This is a genomic window from Blastococcus sp. SYSU DS0533, assembly GCF_054050775.1.
Map to the genome: position 1 here is coordinate 156,676 of NZ_JBJGZZ010000004.1, position 17,465 is coordinate 174,140.

The window sequence follows — 17,465 nt, forward strand, 5'->3', positions numbered from 1 at the left end:
GGTCCCGGAGTGGCCGCCCTCGGCCCCGGCCGGCGCTGGGCGGGACGCCACGCCGGCCGGGGGAGGTGCGGTCAGCGGCTGGAGACGCCCGCGGCCACCTCGCTGGGGCGCTGCTGCTCGCCGGCGTAGGAGCTGATCGCCACCAGCACGCCGGTGAGGGCGGGGATGACCCACTGCAGCGTGTCGAGCTGCTGCTGGGCGGCGGCGAGGTCGGCCCGGGCGGCCTTGGTGAGCCTGCTGGGCCGGGTGCCGGACTTCGAGGGCACCGAGCCCGCGTCCGAGATGCGCTGCCCGAGCACGCGGCTGTACGCGGTGGCGCCCAGCGCGGCTGCGGTGACCAGGGTCTTCAGGGTCGACATGCCGGCGACGCCCTCCTGGGCGGCCACCCGCTGCTTGTTCGCCCGCAGCTGGCCGACGCTGCCGACGAGGTGCGCACCGATGGCGACGGCGTTGACGGGTGTCCAGCGGTCCCAGCCGGCGTTGGCGACGCGCCCGGTGGCCCGGTCGTCCCCGGCTTCGCCCGCGGCGGCGTTCAGGGCGACGGCGTTGGCCAGGGTTCCGCCGAACCAGGCGGACAGGCCGAGGTCGTGCAGCGCGCGGGACAGGGTGTTGCGGGCCATGTCGGCTCCTCGGAGTGGGGGGTGGTGCGCCGTCCCTACCCCGGGCGCCCGACGGCATGCCGGTTGCGCAACCGGAGTCGCGCGGGCTGCTCAGGAGCGGCGCAGGAGCCGGGCCACCCGGTGCTTCCGGCCCCCCGCGAGCTCGGCGGGGGCCGACGGCGCCGGCGCCTCCGGTTCCGGCGCCGCCGCGGCGCGCGCGTGCAACCGGGCCCGCACGTCGTCGGGCGTGCAGGCGCGGCGCTGCCGCTCGTCGCGGGCGAGGACGACACCCCCGGCGGTCACTCCCGCCAGGCCGGCCAGTCCGAGCAGCTTCCAGAGACGCACCTCCGTAACGTAGCGGCCCGTGCCCGAACTCCCCCTGGACGCCGCGGTCGACCTCACACGCACCGGCGACGTCTGGGTCTTCCGCGGCCCCTCGCTCGCCGACCGCGCCATCCGTGCGCTGACCAACGCGCCGGTGAACCACGTCGGCATGGCCGTCGTGCTGGAGGACCTGCCGCCGCTGCTCTGGCACGCCGAGCTCGGCAGGTCGCTGCCCGACGCCTGGAGCGGCACCCATCAGCGCGGTGTCCAGCTGCACGACCTGCGCGACGCCGTCCTCACCTGGCGCCGGCGGTACGGCCAGCGGGCGTGGCTCCGGCAGCTGGTCGGCCCGGCAGAGGACGGCGGGGTGACCCCCGCCATGGAGGACGCCGTGCTGCGGACGATCGCCCGCCTGGACGGGCGGCCGTTCCCGACCACCCGCGGCCTCGTGCGCGGCTGGGTCAACGGCCGGCTGCGCCGCCGCACGTCGGCGGAGACCGTCTTCTGCGCCGAGCTGGTCGCGGCCACGTACACGGCCATGGGCCTGCTGCCCGGCGACCGCCCGCTGAACGCCTACGACCCCGGGAGCTTCTGGTCCGGCGACGACCTGGCCCTGCTGCAGGGCGCCCGCCTCGGGCCGGAGATCCCGGTCGACGTCCCCGCGGTCTGACCCGCCCGCGCCGCACGTCGGCCGGGTGGAGCCGGATGAACTCCGAGCAGAGAGGTACCGGGGGCAGTCGCGCTCTGCCCCGGGCGGGTGGGCAGAGCGCTGGTGGTCGCGGAACCGCCTGGGTGGACGCCGGCCGCGTGAGCACCTGGGCCTTCAGGCGGCCGCCCGGACCGCCGTCTCGCCGAGATCCAGCACGGTGTCACCGGGGCGCTCGACGCCGACGTCGTGCGTGACGACGACGACCACGCGACCGGCGAACGCCGTCCGGAGGTCGCGGACCAGCGCCGCGGCGCTCGGGGCGTCGAGGTGGGCGGTCGGCTCGTCCAGCAGCACGACGTCGCGATCGGCCAGCAGGGCCCGTGCCGCGGCCAGCCGCCGCCGCTCGCCACCGGAGAGGGCCGTGCCACCGGCGCCGACGGGGGTGTCCAGCCCGTCGGGCAGCGTCGCGACCAGCCCGGTGAGCCCGGTGGCGGCCAGCGCCGCGCGCATGCGGGCCTCCCCGGCGGGCCCGGCCAGCTCACCGCGCGGGGCCGCCATCGCCAGGTTGGCCCGGATGGAGGAGGCGAACACGTGCGCCTCCTGCGGCAGCCACGCCATGCGGGCGCGCAGGTCCTCGCCGCGGATCCGGTCGGCCGGCACGCCGTCGACGGCGTAGCGGCCGGCGCGCGGCCGCAGCGAAGCCATGAGCACGGCCAGGAACGTCGACTTGCCCGTGCCCGACGGCCCCCGCACCACCAGCCAGGCGTCCCCGGCCTCGGCGCGGGCGTCGACCCCGCGCAGCACGTCCGGCCCGCCCGGCCAGCCGGCGCCGAGCGCCTCGGTGCGCAGCGAGCGGACGCCGCCGGGAGCCGGCAGGGGGTCGGCGGGCTCCGCGGCGACGGGGGCGGTCAGGACGGCGTCGATGCGGGCCTGCGCGTCGGCCAGCGCGCCCCGGCGCTGCAGCGCCGAGACCAGCCCGGCCAGCGGCTCCACCAGTGCGAGCGGGGCGAGCGCGACCACGGCGAGCAGGGGGCCGGTGAGCCCGCCGGCCGAGGCCGCGACGGTGCCGAGCACCGCCGCCGACCCGGTGCCCAGCACCACCAGGCCGTTGCCCACGGCGGCGGCCCGGTCGCGGGTGCGGGCGTGGCCGGCCTGGCGCGCGGCGGATGCGTCGAGCTCGGTGACGGCCCGGCCGGCCAGCCCGTGCGCCCGCAGGTCGGCCAGCCCCTCGAGCAGGGTGCTGGTCTCCCGCAGCGCCGCGACCCGCGCGGTGCTCTCCGCGCGGGCGGCGCCGGCGTCCAGGCCGCGGTGCGCGAGCAGGACGGCGGCCACCGTCGCCGCGAGCACGGCGGCGACCACACCCGCGGCCGCGAGGTCCACCAGCGCGAGCACCGCGACCGTGCCGGTGGGCACGGTGGCGGCCACCAGCACCGGGGGGCGGACCCGCACGGTCAGGTCCTGCACCACGCCGACGTCGCCCACCACGCGGGCCAGCGCCGACCCGGGTGTCCGGTCGGCGGCGAGCCCCTGGGCGGACAGCGCCCGCCAGACCCGCACCCGCAGGTCGGCGGCCTGGCGCAGCGCGACGTCGTGGGCGGAGAGGCGCTCCAGCCAGCGCAGCACGGCGCGGGCCAGCCCGAAGAAGCGGACGCCGGCGGTCGCGACCAGGAGGGTGAGCACCGGCGGCATCTCCGCGGCCCGCACGATCAGCCAGCCCGAGGCGGCGGTGAGCGCGACCCCGGCCCCGGACGACAGCGCGCCGGCCAGCACCGCACGGCGGAGCGCGCGCCCGGTGCGGGGCGGGGTTGCCGGCGCCGGCCGGGAGACCTCGGCCGGACCCGACGGCTCCGCCGGGACCCCGGCCGTGGAGGTGGCGGGTGCGGCGGGGGAGACGACGGCACCCGCGGGTGCTGCCGGTGCCGGGAGGTCGACGGTGCGGTCGGCGAGACCGGCGAGCACCGGGTCGTGGGTCACCAGGACGACGGTCACGGTGCCGCGCAGGGCGGCGAGGACGGCGGCCACCAGCCCGCGGGCGTCGTCGTCCAGGTGTGCGGTCGGCTCGTCGAGCAGCAGCAGCCGGGCGCCGCGGCGGACCCGCACCAGCGCGCGGGCCAGTGCGACCCGCTGCAGCTCCCCAGGGGAGAGCGACTCCGGCTCGCGGCCGGCCAGGTGGTGGCCCTCGACCCGGCCGAGCGCCTCGACGACGAAGGCCTCGGCCACCACCTCGTCGACGCCCGGCGCCGCGGCGGCGTGCCGGCGCAGCTCGTCGGCGACCGTCGCGCCCGTCGTACGCGGGAACTGCGGCACCACCGCGACCGGGCCCCCGGCGGCGACCGTGCCGGTGACCTGGGCCGCGGGGTCGGTCAGCCCGGCCAGCGCCGCCAGCAGCGTGGACTTGCCCGAGCCGCTCGCGCCCCGGAGCACCACGAGCTCCCCGGGGTGGACGACCAGGTCGGTGGGCGGCAGCGCGGGGACCCCTCGGCCCGGGTGGGAGACGCTCAGCCCGGCGACGAGCACCTCGGCGCCGCGCGGGTCGTCCTCGCCCGGTGCCGGTGCGGGCGAGGTGCCGGCGGGGGCGGCCAGGACCGCGCGCGCCTCGGCGGCGGCGAGGGCGGCGTCCTCCGCGGCGTGGTGGGCGGCGCCGAGCGCGCGCAGCGGGGCGAACGCCTCGGGGGCGAGGAGGAGCGCGGTGAGCCCCAGACCCAGGGCCAGGTGGCCCTCGACCAGCCGGACGCCCACGGTCACCGCCACGACCGCCACCGACAGCGTGGCGACGAGCTCCAGCACGAAGGCCGAGAGGAAGGCGATCCGCAGGGTGGCCAGCGTGCGGGTGCGGTGGGCCCCGCCGAGCGCGGCCAGCGCCGCCGTCTGCTCGGCGGCCCGGCCGAGGCCCACCAGGACCGGCAGGCCGCGGACCAGCTCCGCGACGTGCGCGGCGATCCGGTCCAGCGCGCGGGCGGAGCCGGCCGTCGCGTCCTGCGTGTGCTTGCCGACCAGCACCATGAACAGCGGCACCAGCGGCAGGGTGACCGCGACGACGACGGCCGACAGCAGGTCGGTCCAGGCCAGCGCCAGCAGCAGCACCGGGGGGACGACGACCGTCTGCGCGAGCGCCGGCAGGTAGCTGCCCAGCGCCGGGCCGAGGTCGTGCAGCCGCGTGGTGGCCAGCACCGCGGCCGGGGCCGGTCCGCCGGCCGCGGTCACCGCGGCGGGGGAGGTGGCGAGCCGCTCGAGCAGCCGGCGGCGCAGCAGGTCCTCGGCGCGCCGGGCGTCCCGCGCGGCCGCCGCCTCGCCGAGGCTGCCCGCGGCCGCGCGCAGCGCGACACCGGTGGCCGCGAGCGCCAGCGGGACGGTGGGGGAGCCCTCGCTCAGCCCGCTCGCGCGGGCGACGGCGTGGGCCAGGCCGGCGGCGAGGAGGACCAGGCCCGCCGTCTGCACGAGCGCGGCGAGCCCGGCCCGCACCAGCGCGCCGCGCAGCCCCGGGACGCCGGCCAGCGCGGCGAGCGGACCCCGCGGCGCGCCGGCGCTCATGCCGGCAGCTCGCTCGGTGCCGGGGCCTCACCGCTGCGGGGAGCGGCCTCGTGCTGCGGCTCCGCGGTCAGCCGCTCGCGGAACACCCAGTAGGTCCAGGCCTGGTAGCCCAGCACGACCGGCAGCCCGATGCCGGCCGCCCACGTCATCACCGTCAGCGTGTAGTCGCTGACCGACGCGTCGGCGATCGTCACGTCGAAGGCGGGGTCGATCGTCGAGGGGACGACGACGGGGTAGGCGGCCCCGAAGATGGTCGCGGCCGAGCTGACCAGGAGCACCGCCCAGCCGGCGAAGGCCTGCCCCTCGCGGTCGACCCGGATCCGCGCCCAGGTGACCAGGACGGCGAGCGCGCCGACGACCCAGAGCACGGCGGTGAGCGGCGTCCCCGAGCGCAGGTGCACCCAGCCGGCCCAGGCCAGCAGCGGCAGCGCGGCCAGCGGCGACCAGCGCAGCGCGAACGCGCGGGCCCGCAGCCGGACGTCGCCGCCGGTCTTCAGCGCCAGGAACAGCGCGCCGTGCACCACCGAGAAGGCGAGCACCGCGACCGCACCGAGCAGCGCCGCCCAGCCCACGCCGGCGAAGCTGCCGCCGACCCGGATGCCGTCGCCGTCGATGGGCAGGCCCAGCGTGGTCGTGCCCAGCGCCGCGCCCACGCCGAGGGCGGCGATCAACGACCCCACCGTGATCACGTGCGTCCAGGTGCCGTCCCAGCGCGGGTCGTGCGACTGGTGCCGCCACTCGAAGGCGACCGCGCGGATGATCAGGCCGAAGAGGACGAAGACGAAGGGCAGGTAGAGCGCGGGCAGCCAGGTGGCGTACCAGCCGGGGAAGGCGGCGAACACCGCGCCGGCGGCGGTGATCAGCCACACCTCGTTGCCGTCCCACAGCGGGCCGATGCTGCGCAGCATCAGGTGCCGGTCGGCGGTCCTCCGGCCCAGCACCGGCAGGAGGGCGGCGACGCCGAAGTCGAAGCCCTCCAGCAGCAGGAAGCCGGTCCAGAGCACGGCGACGGCGGCGAACCACAGGGTCTGCAGGTCCATGACGGGTTCCTCGGGGTTCTACGGGTGGGGGTCAGTAGGCGAACTGGAGGACGTCGTCGTCGGCGCGGTGGCCACCGCCGGCGCCACCGGCGTCGCCGTCCGGGCCCTCGCGGCGGTCGTCGTCCTGGCCGGTGCCGATCGGTGGCGTGGTGCTCGCGTCGCCGGCGGTGGTGCCCGCCCGGACGAAGGTGGTGATCAGCCAGAGCTCGATCACCGCGAGGACCCCGTAGACCAGGGTCAGGGCGCCCAGGGACGTCCAGACCTCGGCGGCGGTGACCCCGGGGGAGACGGCCTGGGCGGTGAAGAACCAGATCTGGTCCTCGACCGGCACGTCCGGGTTCGGGACGACGACGAAGGGCTGGCGACCCATCTCGGTGAAGACCCAGCCGGCGGCGTTGGCCAGGAACGGCGCCCCCACGGCCGCCAGCGAGCCGTAGACCCCGATCCGCGAGGTCGGCACCCGGCCGCGCCGCGTCGACCACAGCGCGTAGGCCGCCACCCCGGCGGAGACCCCGCCCATGCCGATCATCAGCCGGAAGCTCCAGTAGGTGACCGCGAGCACCGGCTGGTAGTCGACCGGCTCCCCGGCCAGGTTGCCGAAGCGCGACGGGTCGTCGGGGTAGGTCGCGCCGTAGACCTCGGCGTAGCGCTCCTGGAGGTCGTTGACGCCGGGGACCTCGCTGGTGAAGTCGCCGTGGGCGAGGAAGGAGAGCAGGCCCGGCACGGTGATCGAGTGGACGTCGTCGCACTCGTTGGAGCCCAGCTTGTTCCAGGCGAAGATCGAGAACGACGCCGGGGCCTCGGTCTCGCACAGCGCCTCGGCCGAGCTCATCTTCAGCGGCTGCTGGTGGTACATCAGCTTGGCCTGCCAGTCACCGGTGAGCGCGACCAGGACGAAGGCGGCCAGGGACACCCAGCCGCCGACCCGGACCGACCGGCGCCACACCTGGTGGTCGATGTCCTCGGGGGAGCGCCCGGCCAGCCGCCGCCGGCGCAGGTGGTAGAGCCCGACGCCGACGAGGAGGGCGCCGGCGACCATGAGGGCGGCGACGATGGTGTGGGTGAAGGCGGCCAGGGCGGTGTTGTTGGTGAGCACCGCGAGGAAGTCGACCTGCACCGGACGGCCGGTCGTGTCGTCGGCGACGACCCCGACCGGGTGCTGCATCCAGGAGTTGGCGGCGATGATGAAGTAGGCGCTGACGATCGAGCCGAGCACCGCGGCCCAGAGCGTGGCGAGGTGGAGCTTCTTCGGGATCCGGCCCCAGCCGAAGATCCACAGGCCGAGGAAGGTCGACTCGAGGAAGAAGGCCAGCAGCGCCTCCAGGGCGAGCAGCGAGCCGAAGACGTCGCCGACGAAGCGGGAGTACTCGCTCCAGGCCAGCCCAAACTGGAACTCCTGCACCAGGCCGGTGGCCACGCCCAGGACGAAGTTGATCAGGAAGATCTTGCCCCAGAACCGGGTCATCCGGAGCCACTCGGGGTCGTCGGTGCGCACCCACATGGTGTGCATGACCACCAGCAGGATCCCCAGGCCAATGGTCAGCGGGACCATCATGAAGTGGTAGACGGTGGTGATCCCGAACTGCCAGCGTGCGATGTCCAGGACGTCCACGGCCTGGGTCCTCTCTGCGGTCTACTATCGGCACGTTCTTTCTACGCCTCGTAGAAGACGTTTTCTACGACACGTAGAAGAGTCGCCGTGTGATCTACCGGACAGGAGGACCGATGGCATCGCTGGGAGAGCTCGAGCGAGCCGTCATGGAGCGGCTGTGGGCTGCCGACGGCCCGGTGGCGGCGACCTGGCTGCGCGACGAGCTCGCCGACCGCGGGCTCGCGCTGACCACCGTGCACACGGTGCTGAGCCGGCTGGAGCAGAAGGGGTTCGTCGTCCACGACGAGGCCCGCCCGCGCCGGTTCTCCGCCCGGGCCAGCCGGGAGGACCACGCCGCCCGGGTGATGCGCGAGGTGCTGGGGCAGGCCGCCGACCGCCAGGCCGTGCTGGCGCGCTTCGTCGGCGCCGTGGACGCCGACGAGGCCCGCATGCTGCGGGACCTGCTGGCCGCGTCCGGCACCGACGACGCCGCCCGGGGCTGACCGGGGCCGCCGTCCGTGCTGCCCACCACCGCCGCGCTCCTCGCCGTCCTCGCCGCGCTGCTGGCCTGGCCGGTGCCGGCGCTGCTCGCCCGCGCCCGCTGGCCGGGGCGGGACCCGCTGGTGGCGCTGCTCTGCTGGCAGGCGATCGGGCTGGCCGGCGGGCTGTCGATCATCGGCGCGCTGCTGGTGCACGGGCTCGCGCCGTGGGGGCACTCGCTGCCCGAGGCGGTGTGGGCGGTGCTGCACGGCCGGGCGGCGAGCGGGGCGGTGCGCGGTGACCACTGGGTCGCGCTGACCCTCGCCGGGGTGCTGGCCTTCGAGCTGGTCGGGGTGCTGCTGCTCTCCTGGGTGCGCATCGCCCGCACCCGGCGGCGGCACCGCGCCCTGCTGGAGCTGGTGGTGCAGCCGTCCCCGGAGCCCGACGCCCGGCTGCTCGAGCACCCCGCGCCCGTGGCCTTCTGCATCCCGGGCGCCCGGCCGCTGCTGGTGCTCTCCTCCGGCATGGTGGCCGAGCTCGACGGCGAGCAGCTGGCCGCCGTCGTGGCGCACGAGCGGGCACACCTGGGCGAGCACCACCACCTGCTGCTGCTCCCGTTCGTCGCCTGGAAGGCGGCGCTGCCGGTGCTGCCGGCGGCGGAGCGCGCGTACGGGGCGGTGCGCGAGCTGGTCGAGATGCGGGCCGACGACGTCGCGCTCGAATCGCTCCACGGGACCGCGTCGCGCCGCACCCTCGCGGAGGCGATCGTCGCGGCCGCGGGCGGCGCCGGGGGAGTGCCGGCCGGCGCCCTCGCGGTGGCCGGGGCGGCGGTGCGGGCCCGGGTGGTCCGGCTGCTGGAGCCGGCCGACCCGCTCCCGGCCCCGGCCCGCGCGGCCGCGCTCGCCGCCGCCGTCCTCCTGCTGCTGGTGCCGACCGCGCTGCTGCTGCTACCGGCGCTCTGAGCGCGCCGCGACGGCGAGCAGCCCCGCGGTCGCGGCCGCGGACCCGCCGCTGATCACGGCGGCCCGGCGGTAGCCCGGGTGGGCGAGCAGCGGGAGCATGCTGGCCGCGTGCAGCCGGTCCACGGCCGCCGCCCGCCGCGCGACGCCCGGGTCCGGCCGCACCAGGAGTGCGGCGTGCTGGGCGACCAGCCGGGCGCCGAGCACGCGGGCGGCCCACAGCCGCTCACGGGGGAACTGCGGGTCGACGGCGGAGACCGTCGCGGCCGGCCGGAGGGCCAGGGCGAGGCCGGCGGCCAACCCTGCCGTCGCGACGGCGCGCACCGCGGCTCGCTGCACGTTCCTCATGGGTTGCCCTCCGGAGCGGTGGGGATGTCCTCGGTGCAGTTGCGCTCTGCCCTGCGGGGGTGGGCAGAGCGCAACTGTGCCTGAGGGGGTGGCCGGACTCCGCCGCGGGCCGGTCAGGTGCAGGCCAGGACCGGTCAGGCGGGGGTGGGCGCGTCGACGCGACGGCCGCGGGCCACGGCCAGGGCCGCGTCCCGGTTCTCGGGTAGCGGCGCGAAGCCGCGCAGCCGCAGGCTGTTGGAGACGACGAACACCGAGCTGAACGCCATCGCGGCGCCGGCGATCATCGGGTTGAGCAGCCCGGCGGCGGCCAGCGGCAGCGCGGCGACGTTGTAGGCGAACGCCCAGAACAGGTTGCCCTTGATGGTCGCCAGCGTGCGGCGGGAGAGCCGGATCGCGTCCGCGGCTGCCCGCAGGTCGCCGCGGACCAGGGTCAGATCGCTGGCCTGGATCGCCACGTCGGTGCCGGTGCCCATCGCCAGGCCCAGGTCGGCCTGCGCCAGCGCGGGGGCGTCGTTCACGCCGTCGCCGACCATCGCCACCCTCCGGCCCTCGTCCTGCAGCCGCCGGACGACGTCCACCTTGTCCTGGGGGAGCACCTCGGCGACGACCTCGTCGATGCCCACCTGCGCGGCGACCGACCGCGCGGCCCGCTCGTTGTCGCCGGTGAGCAGGATCGGGGTGAGACCCAGTGCGCGCAGCTGGGCCACGGCGCGGGCGGAGGTGTCCTTGACCGCGTCGGCGACCACGAGCACGCCGCGGGCCGCGCCGTCCCAGCCGACGGCGACGGCCGTGCGCCCGGCGCTCTCCGCCTCGGTGACCGCCCGGTCGAGCTCGGCGGGCAGCGGCATGGCCCAGTCGGCCAGCAGGCGGCGCCGGCCGACGACCACCGCGGCGTCCTCGATCACGCCCTGCACCCCGAGGCCCTCGACGTTGGCGAACCCGTCGACCCGGGGCAGCTCGCCGGTGCGCGCGGCGGCGCCGGCGGCGACGGCCTGGGCGATCGGGTGCTCGGACGCGGCCTCCAGGGCACCGGCCAGCCGCAGGACCCGGTCGGCGTCCTCACCCCGAGCGGGGACGACGTCGAGCAGCGTCATCCGCCCGGTGGTGACCGTGCCGGTCTTGTCCAGGACGACGGTGTCGACCCGGCGGGTGGACTCCAGGACCTCGGGCCCCTTGATGAGGATGCCGAGCTGGGCCCCGCGCCCGGTGCCGACCATCAGCGCGGTGGGCGTGGCCAGCCCCAGGGCGCACGGGCAGGCGATGATCAGCACCGCGACCGCGGCGGTGAAGGCGGCCGGCAGCCCCGCGCCCGTGCCGATCCAGAAGCCGAGCGTCGCCGCGGTGAGCGCGAGGACGACCGGGACGAAGACGCCGGAGATGCGGTCGGCCAGGCGCTGGACCTCGGCCTTCCCGTTCTGCGCGTCCTCGACGAGCCGGGCCATCTGGGCCAGCTGGGTGTCGCTGCCCACCCGGGTGGCCCGCACGACCAGCCGCCCACCGGCGTTGACCGTGCCGCCGGTGACGGCGTCACCGGGCCGGACCTCCACGGGCACCGGCTCGCCGGTCAGCATCGACGCGTCGACGGCGGAGCTGCCCTCGGTCACCTCGCCGTCGGCGGCGATCTTCTCCCCGGGCCGGACGACGAACAGGTCGCCGCGGCCGAGCTCGGCGACCGGCACCCGCCGCTCGGTGCCGCCGCGCAGCACCGCGACCTCCTTGGCGCCGAGCTCGAGCAGCGCGCGCAGCGCCGCCCCCGCCCGCCGCTTCGAGCGCGCCTCGAACCAGCGCCCGGCGAGGATGAACGTCGTCACGCCGGCCGCGGCCTCGAGGTAGATGTTCGCGCTGCCGTCGGTGCGGGCGATGGTGAGCTCGAAGGGGTGGGTCATGCCCGGCACCCCCGCGGTGCCCCAGAACAGGGCGTACAGCGACCAGCCGAAGGCCGCGAGCGTGCCGAGGGAGACCAGCGTGTCCATGGTGGCCGCGCCGTGGCGCAGGTTGGTCCAGGCGGCCCGGTGGAAGGGGAGGCCACCCCACACGACCACCGGCGCGGCCAGGGTGAGCGAGAGCCACTGCCAGTACTCGAACTGCAGCGCCGGCACCATCGCCATGGCGACGACGGGTACGGTCAGCAGCGCCGAGACGACCAGCCGGGTGCGCAGCGCCCGCAGGAGGACCCCGTCCTCCTCACCCCTCGCAGGCTCGGGGCGAGCCTCGGGGCGGGACGGTTCGGGCAGCCGGGCCGTGTAGCCGGTCTTCTCGACGGTGGCGATGAGGTCGTCGGTGCTGACGCCGTCGGCGTAGCTGACCTTCGCCTTCTCGGTGGCGTAGTTGACCGTGGCGGTGACGCCCTCGAGCTTGTTGAGCTTCTTCTCGACGCGGGCGGCGCACGACGCGCAGGTCATCCCGCCGATGAGCAGCTCGACGTCGCTGCTGGCGGTGCCGGAGGTGGTGGTCACGATCCGTGCTCCTCGTGGGGGCCGGCGGTCACCGTGAACGCGGCCGTGTGCACGGCGTCGCCGTGCCGGAAGTCCAGGAACAGCCGGTAGGTGCCCGCCGACGGGGCGGTGGTGGCGAAGGGGATGTGCGGTCCGGGCGCGGCCCGGGTGCCCTCGTGCCCGGCCGGGTGCACGTGCAGGTAGGCGAGGTCTCCGTCGCGCAGGGCGACCAGGTGGCCGTAGGCGCCGAGGTAGGGCTGCAGGTCGGTGACCGGGACGCCGTCGCGGCTCACGCTCAGCGTGAGCTCCGACTCCTTGCCCGGGGTGAGCCCTCCGGTGAGGACGACGGTGTAGCCGTCGACCTCCGCCACCTGCGACGGGGCCGGCAGGGGAGCGGGGTCCTGGGCGCCCGGGACCGCGAGGTCGACGCCGAGGACGCGGTTCTCCCCGTCGGCCGCCGCGGTGAAGTCGGCGAAGAGCCGCCAGCTGCCGGGCTCCAGCGCCAGGGGAGCGCGCCACACGCCGTCCTCGCCGAGCTCCGGGTGCACGTGCTGGTAGCCGGTGAGGTCGCGGCGCACCGCGACGAGGTGCAGGTCGACGTCGTGGTCGGTCTCGTAGGCCGTGACCGGCGAGCCGTCGGGCCCCAGGACGCGGAAGGCCACCTCGGTGGACGGGCCCGCCGGGGCGGTGCCGTCGACCAGGGCGAGCGTGTAGCCGTCCTCGCTCACCTGGAGGCCGCCCGGTGCCTCCGCGGGCACGGGGACGGCGGCGTGGCCGCCGTCCCCGTGCCCGGCTCCGGTGGCGTGCCCCGCCTCGGCCGCAACCTCGGACGGGCCGATCGGGCCCACGGCGGAGCCCACGCCGACCGCGGCGCCGAAGACGGCGACCAGGCCGACGGCGAACGCGGCGATCTTCGTGGGTGTGCTCATGGCGCCGGCCGCATCAGCGGCCGCTCACCTCGTATCCGGCCTCCTCGACGGCGGCGCGGACGGCGGCGTCGTCGACCGGGCTCTCGCTGCTGACGGTGAGCCCGCCGGTGCCGAGGTCGACCTCGACGCCGGTCACGCCCGGCACCTGCGAGACCTCCTCGGTCACCGCGCTCACGCAGTGGCCGCAGGTCATCCCGGTGACGGTGTAGCTGGCCGTGGTGCTCATGGGGGTTCCTCTCGCGGAAGGTTGGTCAGGAGCGGACGAGGCGGGCGATGGCGTCGGTGGCCTCGCGGACCTTCTCCTCCGCCTCGCGGCCACCGGCCCGGGCGGCGTCGACGACGCAGTGGCTCAGGTGCTCCTCGAGCAGGCCCAGCGAGACCGCCTGGAGTGCCTTCGTCATCGCCGAGACCTGGGTGAGGATGTCGATGCAGTACTTCTCGTCCTCCACCATGCGCTGCAGGCCGCGGGCCTGCCCCTCGATCCGCCGCAGCCGCTTGAGGTAGTCCTCCTTGCGGTGGATGTAGCCGTGCGCGTGGTCGTGGCCGGTGCAGGCACCGTCGGTCGTCTCCACGTCGTCCCTCCTGCCGGCGCCGCACCCTGCGACGCCGACCTGAACCATACCCCCCTAGGGTTCCTTGTCAATCCACCGGCGGGCGGTCGCGCAGCCGGGCGAGGTCGGCGCGGGCCGCGGCGAGCTCGTCCTGCAGGCCGACGATGACCTCCGCCGAGGCGACCGGGTGGCCGTCGTCCAGCAGCACCCGCATGCGCGCGGCCAGCGCCAGCTGCCGGCGGGAGTAGCGCCGGTGGCCGCCGGGGGAGCGGTGCGGGGAGAGCACTCCGGAGCTGTCGAGGCTTCGCAGGAATGCGGCCTGCACGCCGAGCAGGTCGGCGGCCTGGCTCGTCGTGAGCGCCGGGTACTCGGGGTCGTCCAGCCGGCGCAGCGGGTCCTGCCCCTCGGTGGTCATCGTGGCGCGCTCCTGTCCTGGTGGTCGGGCCCGCCGGGCGGGTGCGGAACGGCGCAGGGGCCGGGCCCCGACGGGCCCGGCCCCTGCGGTGCTGCCGGATCGGCCGCGGTCAGCTCTCGACCGCCTTGGCCTCCTGCTGGGACTCGCCCTCGATGGTGCGCGCCTCGACCGCGGCCGGCGCATCGGCGCGGGTCACGGTGATCCGGCGGGCCTTCGCCTTCTCCGCCACCGGGATGCTGATGGTCAGCACCCCGTCGTGGTAGCTGGCCTCGAGCCTCTCGGTGTCGAGGCTCCGCCCGAGCACCAGTTGGCGGGTGTAGCTGCCGAACGGCCGCTCGGCGATGGTCCACTCCGCGTTCTCCAGCTGGGGGACCGAGCGCTCGGCGCTCACGGTGAGGGTGTTGCCCTCGACCGAGAGGTCGATCGAGCCGGGGTCCACGCCCGGCAGGTCGAAGTGGGCGACGAAGTTGTCACCCACCCGGTAGGCGTCCATCGGCATGCCCGAGAGCGGGCGGGCGGTGGCGGCGGCGCCGCGACCGGTCAGCTGGTCCAGCGCGCGGAAGGCGGCGGACGTGGCGGCGAACGGGTCGTAAGCGGTCAGCATCATGGCTGGAACCTCCTGTGACGGTCGTGCTGGTGTTCGCTGCCCGAGGAGAACCTCTAGTGGCGACTGGAGATTACCTCGGTCGCGCACCCGTGTAAACGTCCATCGCGCTCAAATGTTCCCGGTAGCCCCCGGGAGCTCGGGTGCGTGAACACCACACCGACGGGGCAGGACGGCACCGTGGAGGAGACCAACGACGCCCCGCGCCACGCCGCACCCGACCACGATGCGCAGTCCGCCGAACCCTCCGTGTCGCACACGGTCGAGGGGGACGCGGTGCGCCTGGTCGTCGGGGGAGAGCTGACCGAGGCCGCCCGCCGCCCCCTGGTGCGCGCCCTCACCGACCTGCTGCTCACCGAGCACACCCTGCAGCGGGTGGAGCTGGACCTGCGTGACGTCGGGTTCATGAACTCCGCCGGGCTGGCGGTGCTGGTGCAGCTGCAGAAGCTCGGCGTGCCCCGGGGCATCGAGACCGTGCTGCTCGACCCACCGCCCTCGGTGTCCCGCCCGCTGCAGCTCACGGGGCTGTGGCACCGGTTCGCCGTCGTGGCCGGCGACGGCCGGGTGGTCGCCGAGCCCTCGGGCGGCAGCGGACCGGCGCCGCGGGACCCCCGACACACCTGACCCGGCGCCGCTGCGCCTCCCGGACGCGCGGCTCCTAGCCTGACCGGGTGTCGTCCTCGCATGCCCACAGCCACGGTCCCGACCCGGACGCGCCCCCGCCCACCGAGGAGGCGCTCGGGCGACGCCGGCGTGCCGTCTGGCTGATGCTCCTGCTGCTCGTGCCCGTCGGCCTGGCCACGGTGATCGGCCTGGTCGCCCTCTGGCCCAGCGGGGAGCCGACGCGTGCCCAGCTGGCGGCCGAGCAGGCCCTGCCGCCGGGGACCACCTATCCCGACGGGCGGATCGTCTCGATCGAGACCTTCGACTGCGGCGTCGACCCCTCGGGCCCGCCCCAGACGTGCGCCACCGCGGTCGTGGAGGTCCTCGGGGGCGAGGGCGCCGGTGCCTTCGAGCAGGTCGACATGCCGCCGGAGGTGGTCGCCGCCGGCGTCTCGGAGGGGGAGACGCTGGTGCTCACCCGCGACGCGGGCGCCGAGGGCGGCCCGACGTACGCCTTCTGGGACTACGAGCGGGACACCCCGATCATCGTCCTGGCCGTCGCCTTCGCCGTCGTCGTGGGGGCCGTGGCGCGGCTCCGGGGCCTCGCGTCCCTGCTGGGGCTCGCGTTCGCGTTCTTCGTCCTGCTCCAGTTCATGCTGCCGGGGCTGCTGAGCGAGGACTCCCCGACCCTGGTCAGCCTGGTCGGCTCGGCGGCGATCATGTTCGTCGTCCTCTACCTGGCGCACGGGTTCACGGCCCGGACGACCACCGCGCTCGTGGGGACCCTCTTCGGACTCACCCTCGTGGCGGTCATGGGGTCGCTCGCGGTGTCGGCCGCCCGGCTGACCGGGCTGACCAGCGAGGACGCGTTCACGCTCCAGCGCTTCGATCCCACGCTGAACTTCTCCGGGCTGGTGCTGGCCGGCGTCGTGGTGGCCGGCCTGGGGGTGCTCAACGACGTCACCATCACCCAGGCGTCGGCGATCTGGCAGTTGCACGAGGTATCGCCGGAGATGACCTGGCGGGAGCTCTACACCCGGGGCATGGCGGTCGGCCGGGACCACATCGCCTCGACGGTCTACACCATCGTCTTCGCCTACGCCGGGGCTGCGCTGCCCCTGCTCCTGCTCCTCGAGATCTACGCCACGCCCGTCTGGACGCTCGTCACCAGCGCGGCGCTGGCCGAGGAAGTCATCCGCACGCTGGTCGGGGCGATCGCGCTGGTCCTCGCCGTCCCGGTGACGACGGCGGCCGGCGCCTTCTTCGCCAAGGCCGCGGACACCCAGGCCGGCGCGGCCACCGAGCGCGGGCTGATCGCGCTGCGGACCAGGTTCGCCCGATGAGCGAGGCTGTGGCCGTGACCGATCTGCTGATGGCCGCCCGGGCCGCCCCCGGCTTCATGCCCGACGACGAGGGCCGGGCCCTCTACGAGGCCGCCCGCGCCGTCGCCGTCCCGGGCCCGCTGCTCGAGGTGGGCAGCTGGATGGGGAAGTCGGCGCTCTACCTCGCTGCCGCCGCCCGCGCGACCGGCCGCCAGGTGGTGACGGTCGACCACCACCGCGGCTCCGAGGAGCACCAGCCGGGCTGGGAGTACCACGACCCGTCGCTGGTCGACCCCGCCGTCGGGCGGATCGACACGCTGCCGCGCTTCCGCCGCACCATCGCCGAGGCCGGCGCGGAGGACGTCGTCGTCGCCGTCGTCACCCGGTCGGAGACCCTGGCCCCGCTGTGGGCCACGCCGCTGGCCCTGCTGTTCCTCGACGGCAGCCACACCGAGGAGTCCGCGCGCCGCGACCAGGACGCCTGGGTGGCCAAGCTCGCCGCGGGCGGGACCCTGGCGATCCACGACGTCTTCCCCGACCCGACCGACGGCGGGCAGGCGCCCTACGGCGTGTACCGGCGGGTGATGGCGAGCGGGGAGTTCGAGGAGCTGCCGGGCACCGGGTCGCTGCGGCTGCTGCGCCGCACCGCATGAGCTCGCTGCCGAGGCGCCGTCCTGTCGGCAGCGGGGTGGAGGATGTCGCGGTGCTCCCCCCTGAGGACCTGTCCCGCGTCCGGGCGGAGGCGCTGGCCCAGATCGAGGCGCTGACCCGCGAGTTCGACGCGATCGTGGCGGCGTCCCAGGCGTCCAACGCCGACGACGAGCACGACCCCGAGGGCGCCACGATCGCGTTCGAGCGCCAGCAGGTCGCCGCACTGCTGGAGCAGGCGCGCCGCCGGCTGGCCGCCGTCGACGTCGCGGTGGTCGCCGTGGAGAACGGCACCTACGGCCGTTGCGAGACCTGCGGCCGGCCGATCGCGCCGGAGCGGCTCGCCGCCCGCCCCACCGCGCGCACCTGCATCCACTGCGCCCGCTGAGGAAGGACCCCGTCCTCCCCACCCCTCGCACGCTCGGGGCGGTGCCCAG

At 76.1% G+C, this 17,465-nt stretch carries 19 protein-coding genes; 7 read left to right on the forward strand and 12 right to left on the reverse strand.

Going from position 1 to position 17,465, the window contains the following annotated elements; all coding sequences use genetic code 11:
* Positions 1-71: 71 nt before the first annotated feature.
* Positions 72-620 (reverse strand): hypothetical protein, encoded by a 549-nt coding sequence (locus ACI79W_RS07220; RefSeq protein WP_456561400.1) that lies wholly within the window; start codon positions 618-620, stop codon positions 72-74.
* A gap of 90 nt (positions 621-710) precedes the next feature.
* A complete protein-coding gene (locus tag ACI79W_RS07225) occupies positions 711-944 on the reverse strand; it encodes a hypothetical protein (protein ID WP_456561401.1) in 234 nt (77 codons plus the stop codon).
* Between the two features lie 19 nt (positions 945-963).
* Here ACI79W_RS07225 and ACI79W_RS07230 point away from each other — a divergent pair, with 19 nt between their 5' ends.
* Positions 964-1,593 carry a hypothetical protein gene (locus ACI79W_RS07230; protein ID WP_456561402.1) on the forward strand — a complete coding sequence of 210 codons (630 nt, stop codon included), beginning with the start codon at positions 964-966 and terminating at the stop codon, positions 1,591-1,593.
* Positions 1,594-1,746: 153 nt separating this feature from the next.
* On the opposite strand, the gene cydC is transcribed toward ACI79W_RS07230, so the two are convergent.
* Genes cydC through ACI79W_RS07245 form a run of 3 tightly spaced genes read right to left on the reverse strand, consistent with a single transcriptional unit; the run spans position 1,747 to position 7,755 of the window.
* Positions 1,747-5,103, reverse strand: a complete 3,357-nt coding sequence (gene cydC, locus ACI79W_RS07235) for a thiol reductant ABC exporter subunit CydC (RefSeq protein WP_456561403.1) — start codon at positions 5,101-5,103, stop codon at positions 1,747-1,749.
* Positions 5,100-6,143, reverse strand: coding sequence for a cytochrome d ubiquinol oxidase subunit II (gene cydB, locus ACI79W_RS07240; RefSeq protein ID WP_456561404.1), 1,044 nt, complete (start codon positions 6,141-6,143; stop codon positions 5,100-5,102). Before cydB ends, cydC begins: the two co-directional genes overlap by 4 nt.
* 31 nt (positions 6,144-6,174) lie before the next feature.
* Positions 6,175-7,755 carry a cytochrome ubiquinol oxidase subunit I gene (locus ACI79W_RS07245; protein WP_456561405.1) on the reverse strand — a complete coding sequence of 527 codons (1,581 nt, stop codon included), beginning with the start codon at positions 7,753-7,755 and terminating at the stop codon, positions 6,175-6,177.
* A 113-nt stretch (positions 7,756-7,868) separates the two neighbouring features.
* Between ACI79W_RS07245 and ACI79W_RS07250 the strand changes: the two genes are divergently transcribed.
* Both ACI79W_RS07250 and ACI79W_RS07255 read left to right on the forward strand, forming a co-directional pair.
* The gene (locus tag ACI79W_RS07250; protein ID WP_456561406.1) at positions 7,869-8,237 is read left to right on the forward strand and encodes a BlaI/MecI/CopY family transcriptional regulator; all 369 of its coding nucleotides are present in this window, start codon (positions 7,869-7,871) and stop codon (positions 8,235-8,237) included.
* 15 nt (positions 8,238-8,252) lie between these two features.
* Positions 8,253-9,176, forward strand: a complete 924-nt coding sequence (locus ACI79W_RS07255) for a M56 family metallopeptidase (RefSeq protein WP_456561407.1) — start codon at positions 8,253-8,255, stop codon at positions 9,174-9,176.
* Here the strand turns inward: ACI79W_RS07255 and ACI79W_RS07260 are convergent.
* The 7 genes from ACI79W_RS07260 to ACI79W_RS07290 all read right to left on the reverse strand — a co-directional run bounded on the left by ACI79W_RS07260 (position 9,162) and on the right by ACI79W_RS07290 (position 14,458).
* A complete protein-coding gene (locus tag ACI79W_RS07260; protein ID WP_456561408.1) occupies positions 9,162-9,521 on the reverse strand; it encodes a hypothetical protein in 360 nt (119 codons plus the stop codon). The genes ACI79W_RS07255 and ACI79W_RS07260 overlap by 15 nt on opposite strands.
* Positions 9,522-9,655: 134 nt before the next feature.
* Positions 9,656-11,923, reverse strand: a complete 2,268-nt coding sequence (locus ACI79W_RS07265; RefSeq protein ID WP_456561530.1) for a heavy metal translocating P-type ATPase — start codon at positions 11,921-11,923, stop codon at positions 9,656-9,658.
* 50 nt (positions 11,924-11,973) lie between these two features.
* Positions 11,974-12,885 carry a hypothetical protein gene (locus ACI79W_RS07270; RefSeq protein WP_456561409.1) on the reverse strand — a complete coding sequence of 304 codons (912 nt, stop codon included), beginning with the start codon at positions 12,883-12,885 and terminating at the stop codon, positions 11,974-11,976.
* A gap of 13 nt (positions 12,886-12,898) precedes the next feature.
* Positions 12,899-13,111 carry a heavy-metal-associated domain-containing protein gene (locus tag ACI79W_RS07275; RefSeq protein ID WP_456561410.1) on the reverse strand — a complete coding sequence of 71 codons (213 nt, stop codon included), beginning with the start codon at positions 13,109-13,111 and terminating at the stop codon, positions 12,899-12,901.
* A gap of 25 nt (positions 13,112-13,136) precedes the next feature.
* Positions 13,137-13,457, reverse strand: coding sequence for a metal-sensitive transcriptional regulator (locus ACI79W_RS07280; RefSeq protein ID WP_454970577.1), 321 nt, complete (start codon positions 13,455-13,457; stop codon positions 13,137-13,139).
* Between the two features lie 67 nt (positions 13,458-13,524).
* The gene (locus ACI79W_RS07285) at positions 13,525-13,851 is read right to left on the reverse strand and encodes a MerR family transcriptional regulator (RefSeq protein WP_456561411.1); all 327 of its coding nucleotides are present in this window, start codon (positions 13,849-13,851) and stop codon (positions 13,525-13,527) included.
* 109 nt (positions 13,852-13,960) lie between these two features.
* Positions 13,961-14,458, reverse strand: a complete 498-nt coding sequence (locus ACI79W_RS07290; protein WP_456561412.1) for an Hsp20/alpha crystallin family protein — start codon at positions 14,456-14,458, stop codon at positions 13,961-13,963.
* Positions 14,459-14,602: 144 nt separating this feature from the next.
* On the opposite strand from ACI79W_RS07290, the gene ACI79W_RS07295 reads away from it, so the two are divergent.
* From ACI79W_RS07295 to ACI79W_RS07310, 4 genes are read left to right on the forward strand one after another with little or no spacing between them, the layout of a single operon-like run.
* Positions 14,603-15,079 carry an STAS domain-containing protein gene (locus ACI79W_RS07295; protein WP_456561413.1) on the forward strand — a complete coding sequence of 159 codons (477 nt, stop codon included), beginning with the start codon at positions 14,603-14,605 and terminating at the stop codon, positions 15,077-15,079.
* A gap of 47 nt (positions 15,080-15,126) precedes the next feature.
* Entirely contained in the window at positions 15,127-16,401 is a 1,275-nt protein-coding gene (locus ACI79W_RS07300; protein ID WP_456561414.1) for a YibE/F family protein, read from the forward strand.
* Positions 16,398-17,033 (forward strand): class I SAM-dependent methyltransferase, encoded by a 636-nt coding sequence (locus ACI79W_RS07305; protein WP_456561415.1) that lies wholly within the window; start codon positions 16,398-16,400, stop codon positions 17,031-17,033. Before ACI79W_RS07300 ends, ACI79W_RS07305 begins: the two co-directional genes overlap by 4 nt.
* A gap of 50 nt (positions 17,034-17,083) precedes the next feature.
* A complete protein-coding gene (locus ACI79W_RS07310) occupies positions 17,084-17,416 on the forward strand; it encodes a TraR/DksA family transcriptional regulator (RefSeq protein WP_456561416.1) in 333 nt (110 codons plus the stop codon).
* Positions 17,417-17,465 lie beyond the last annotated feature (49 nt).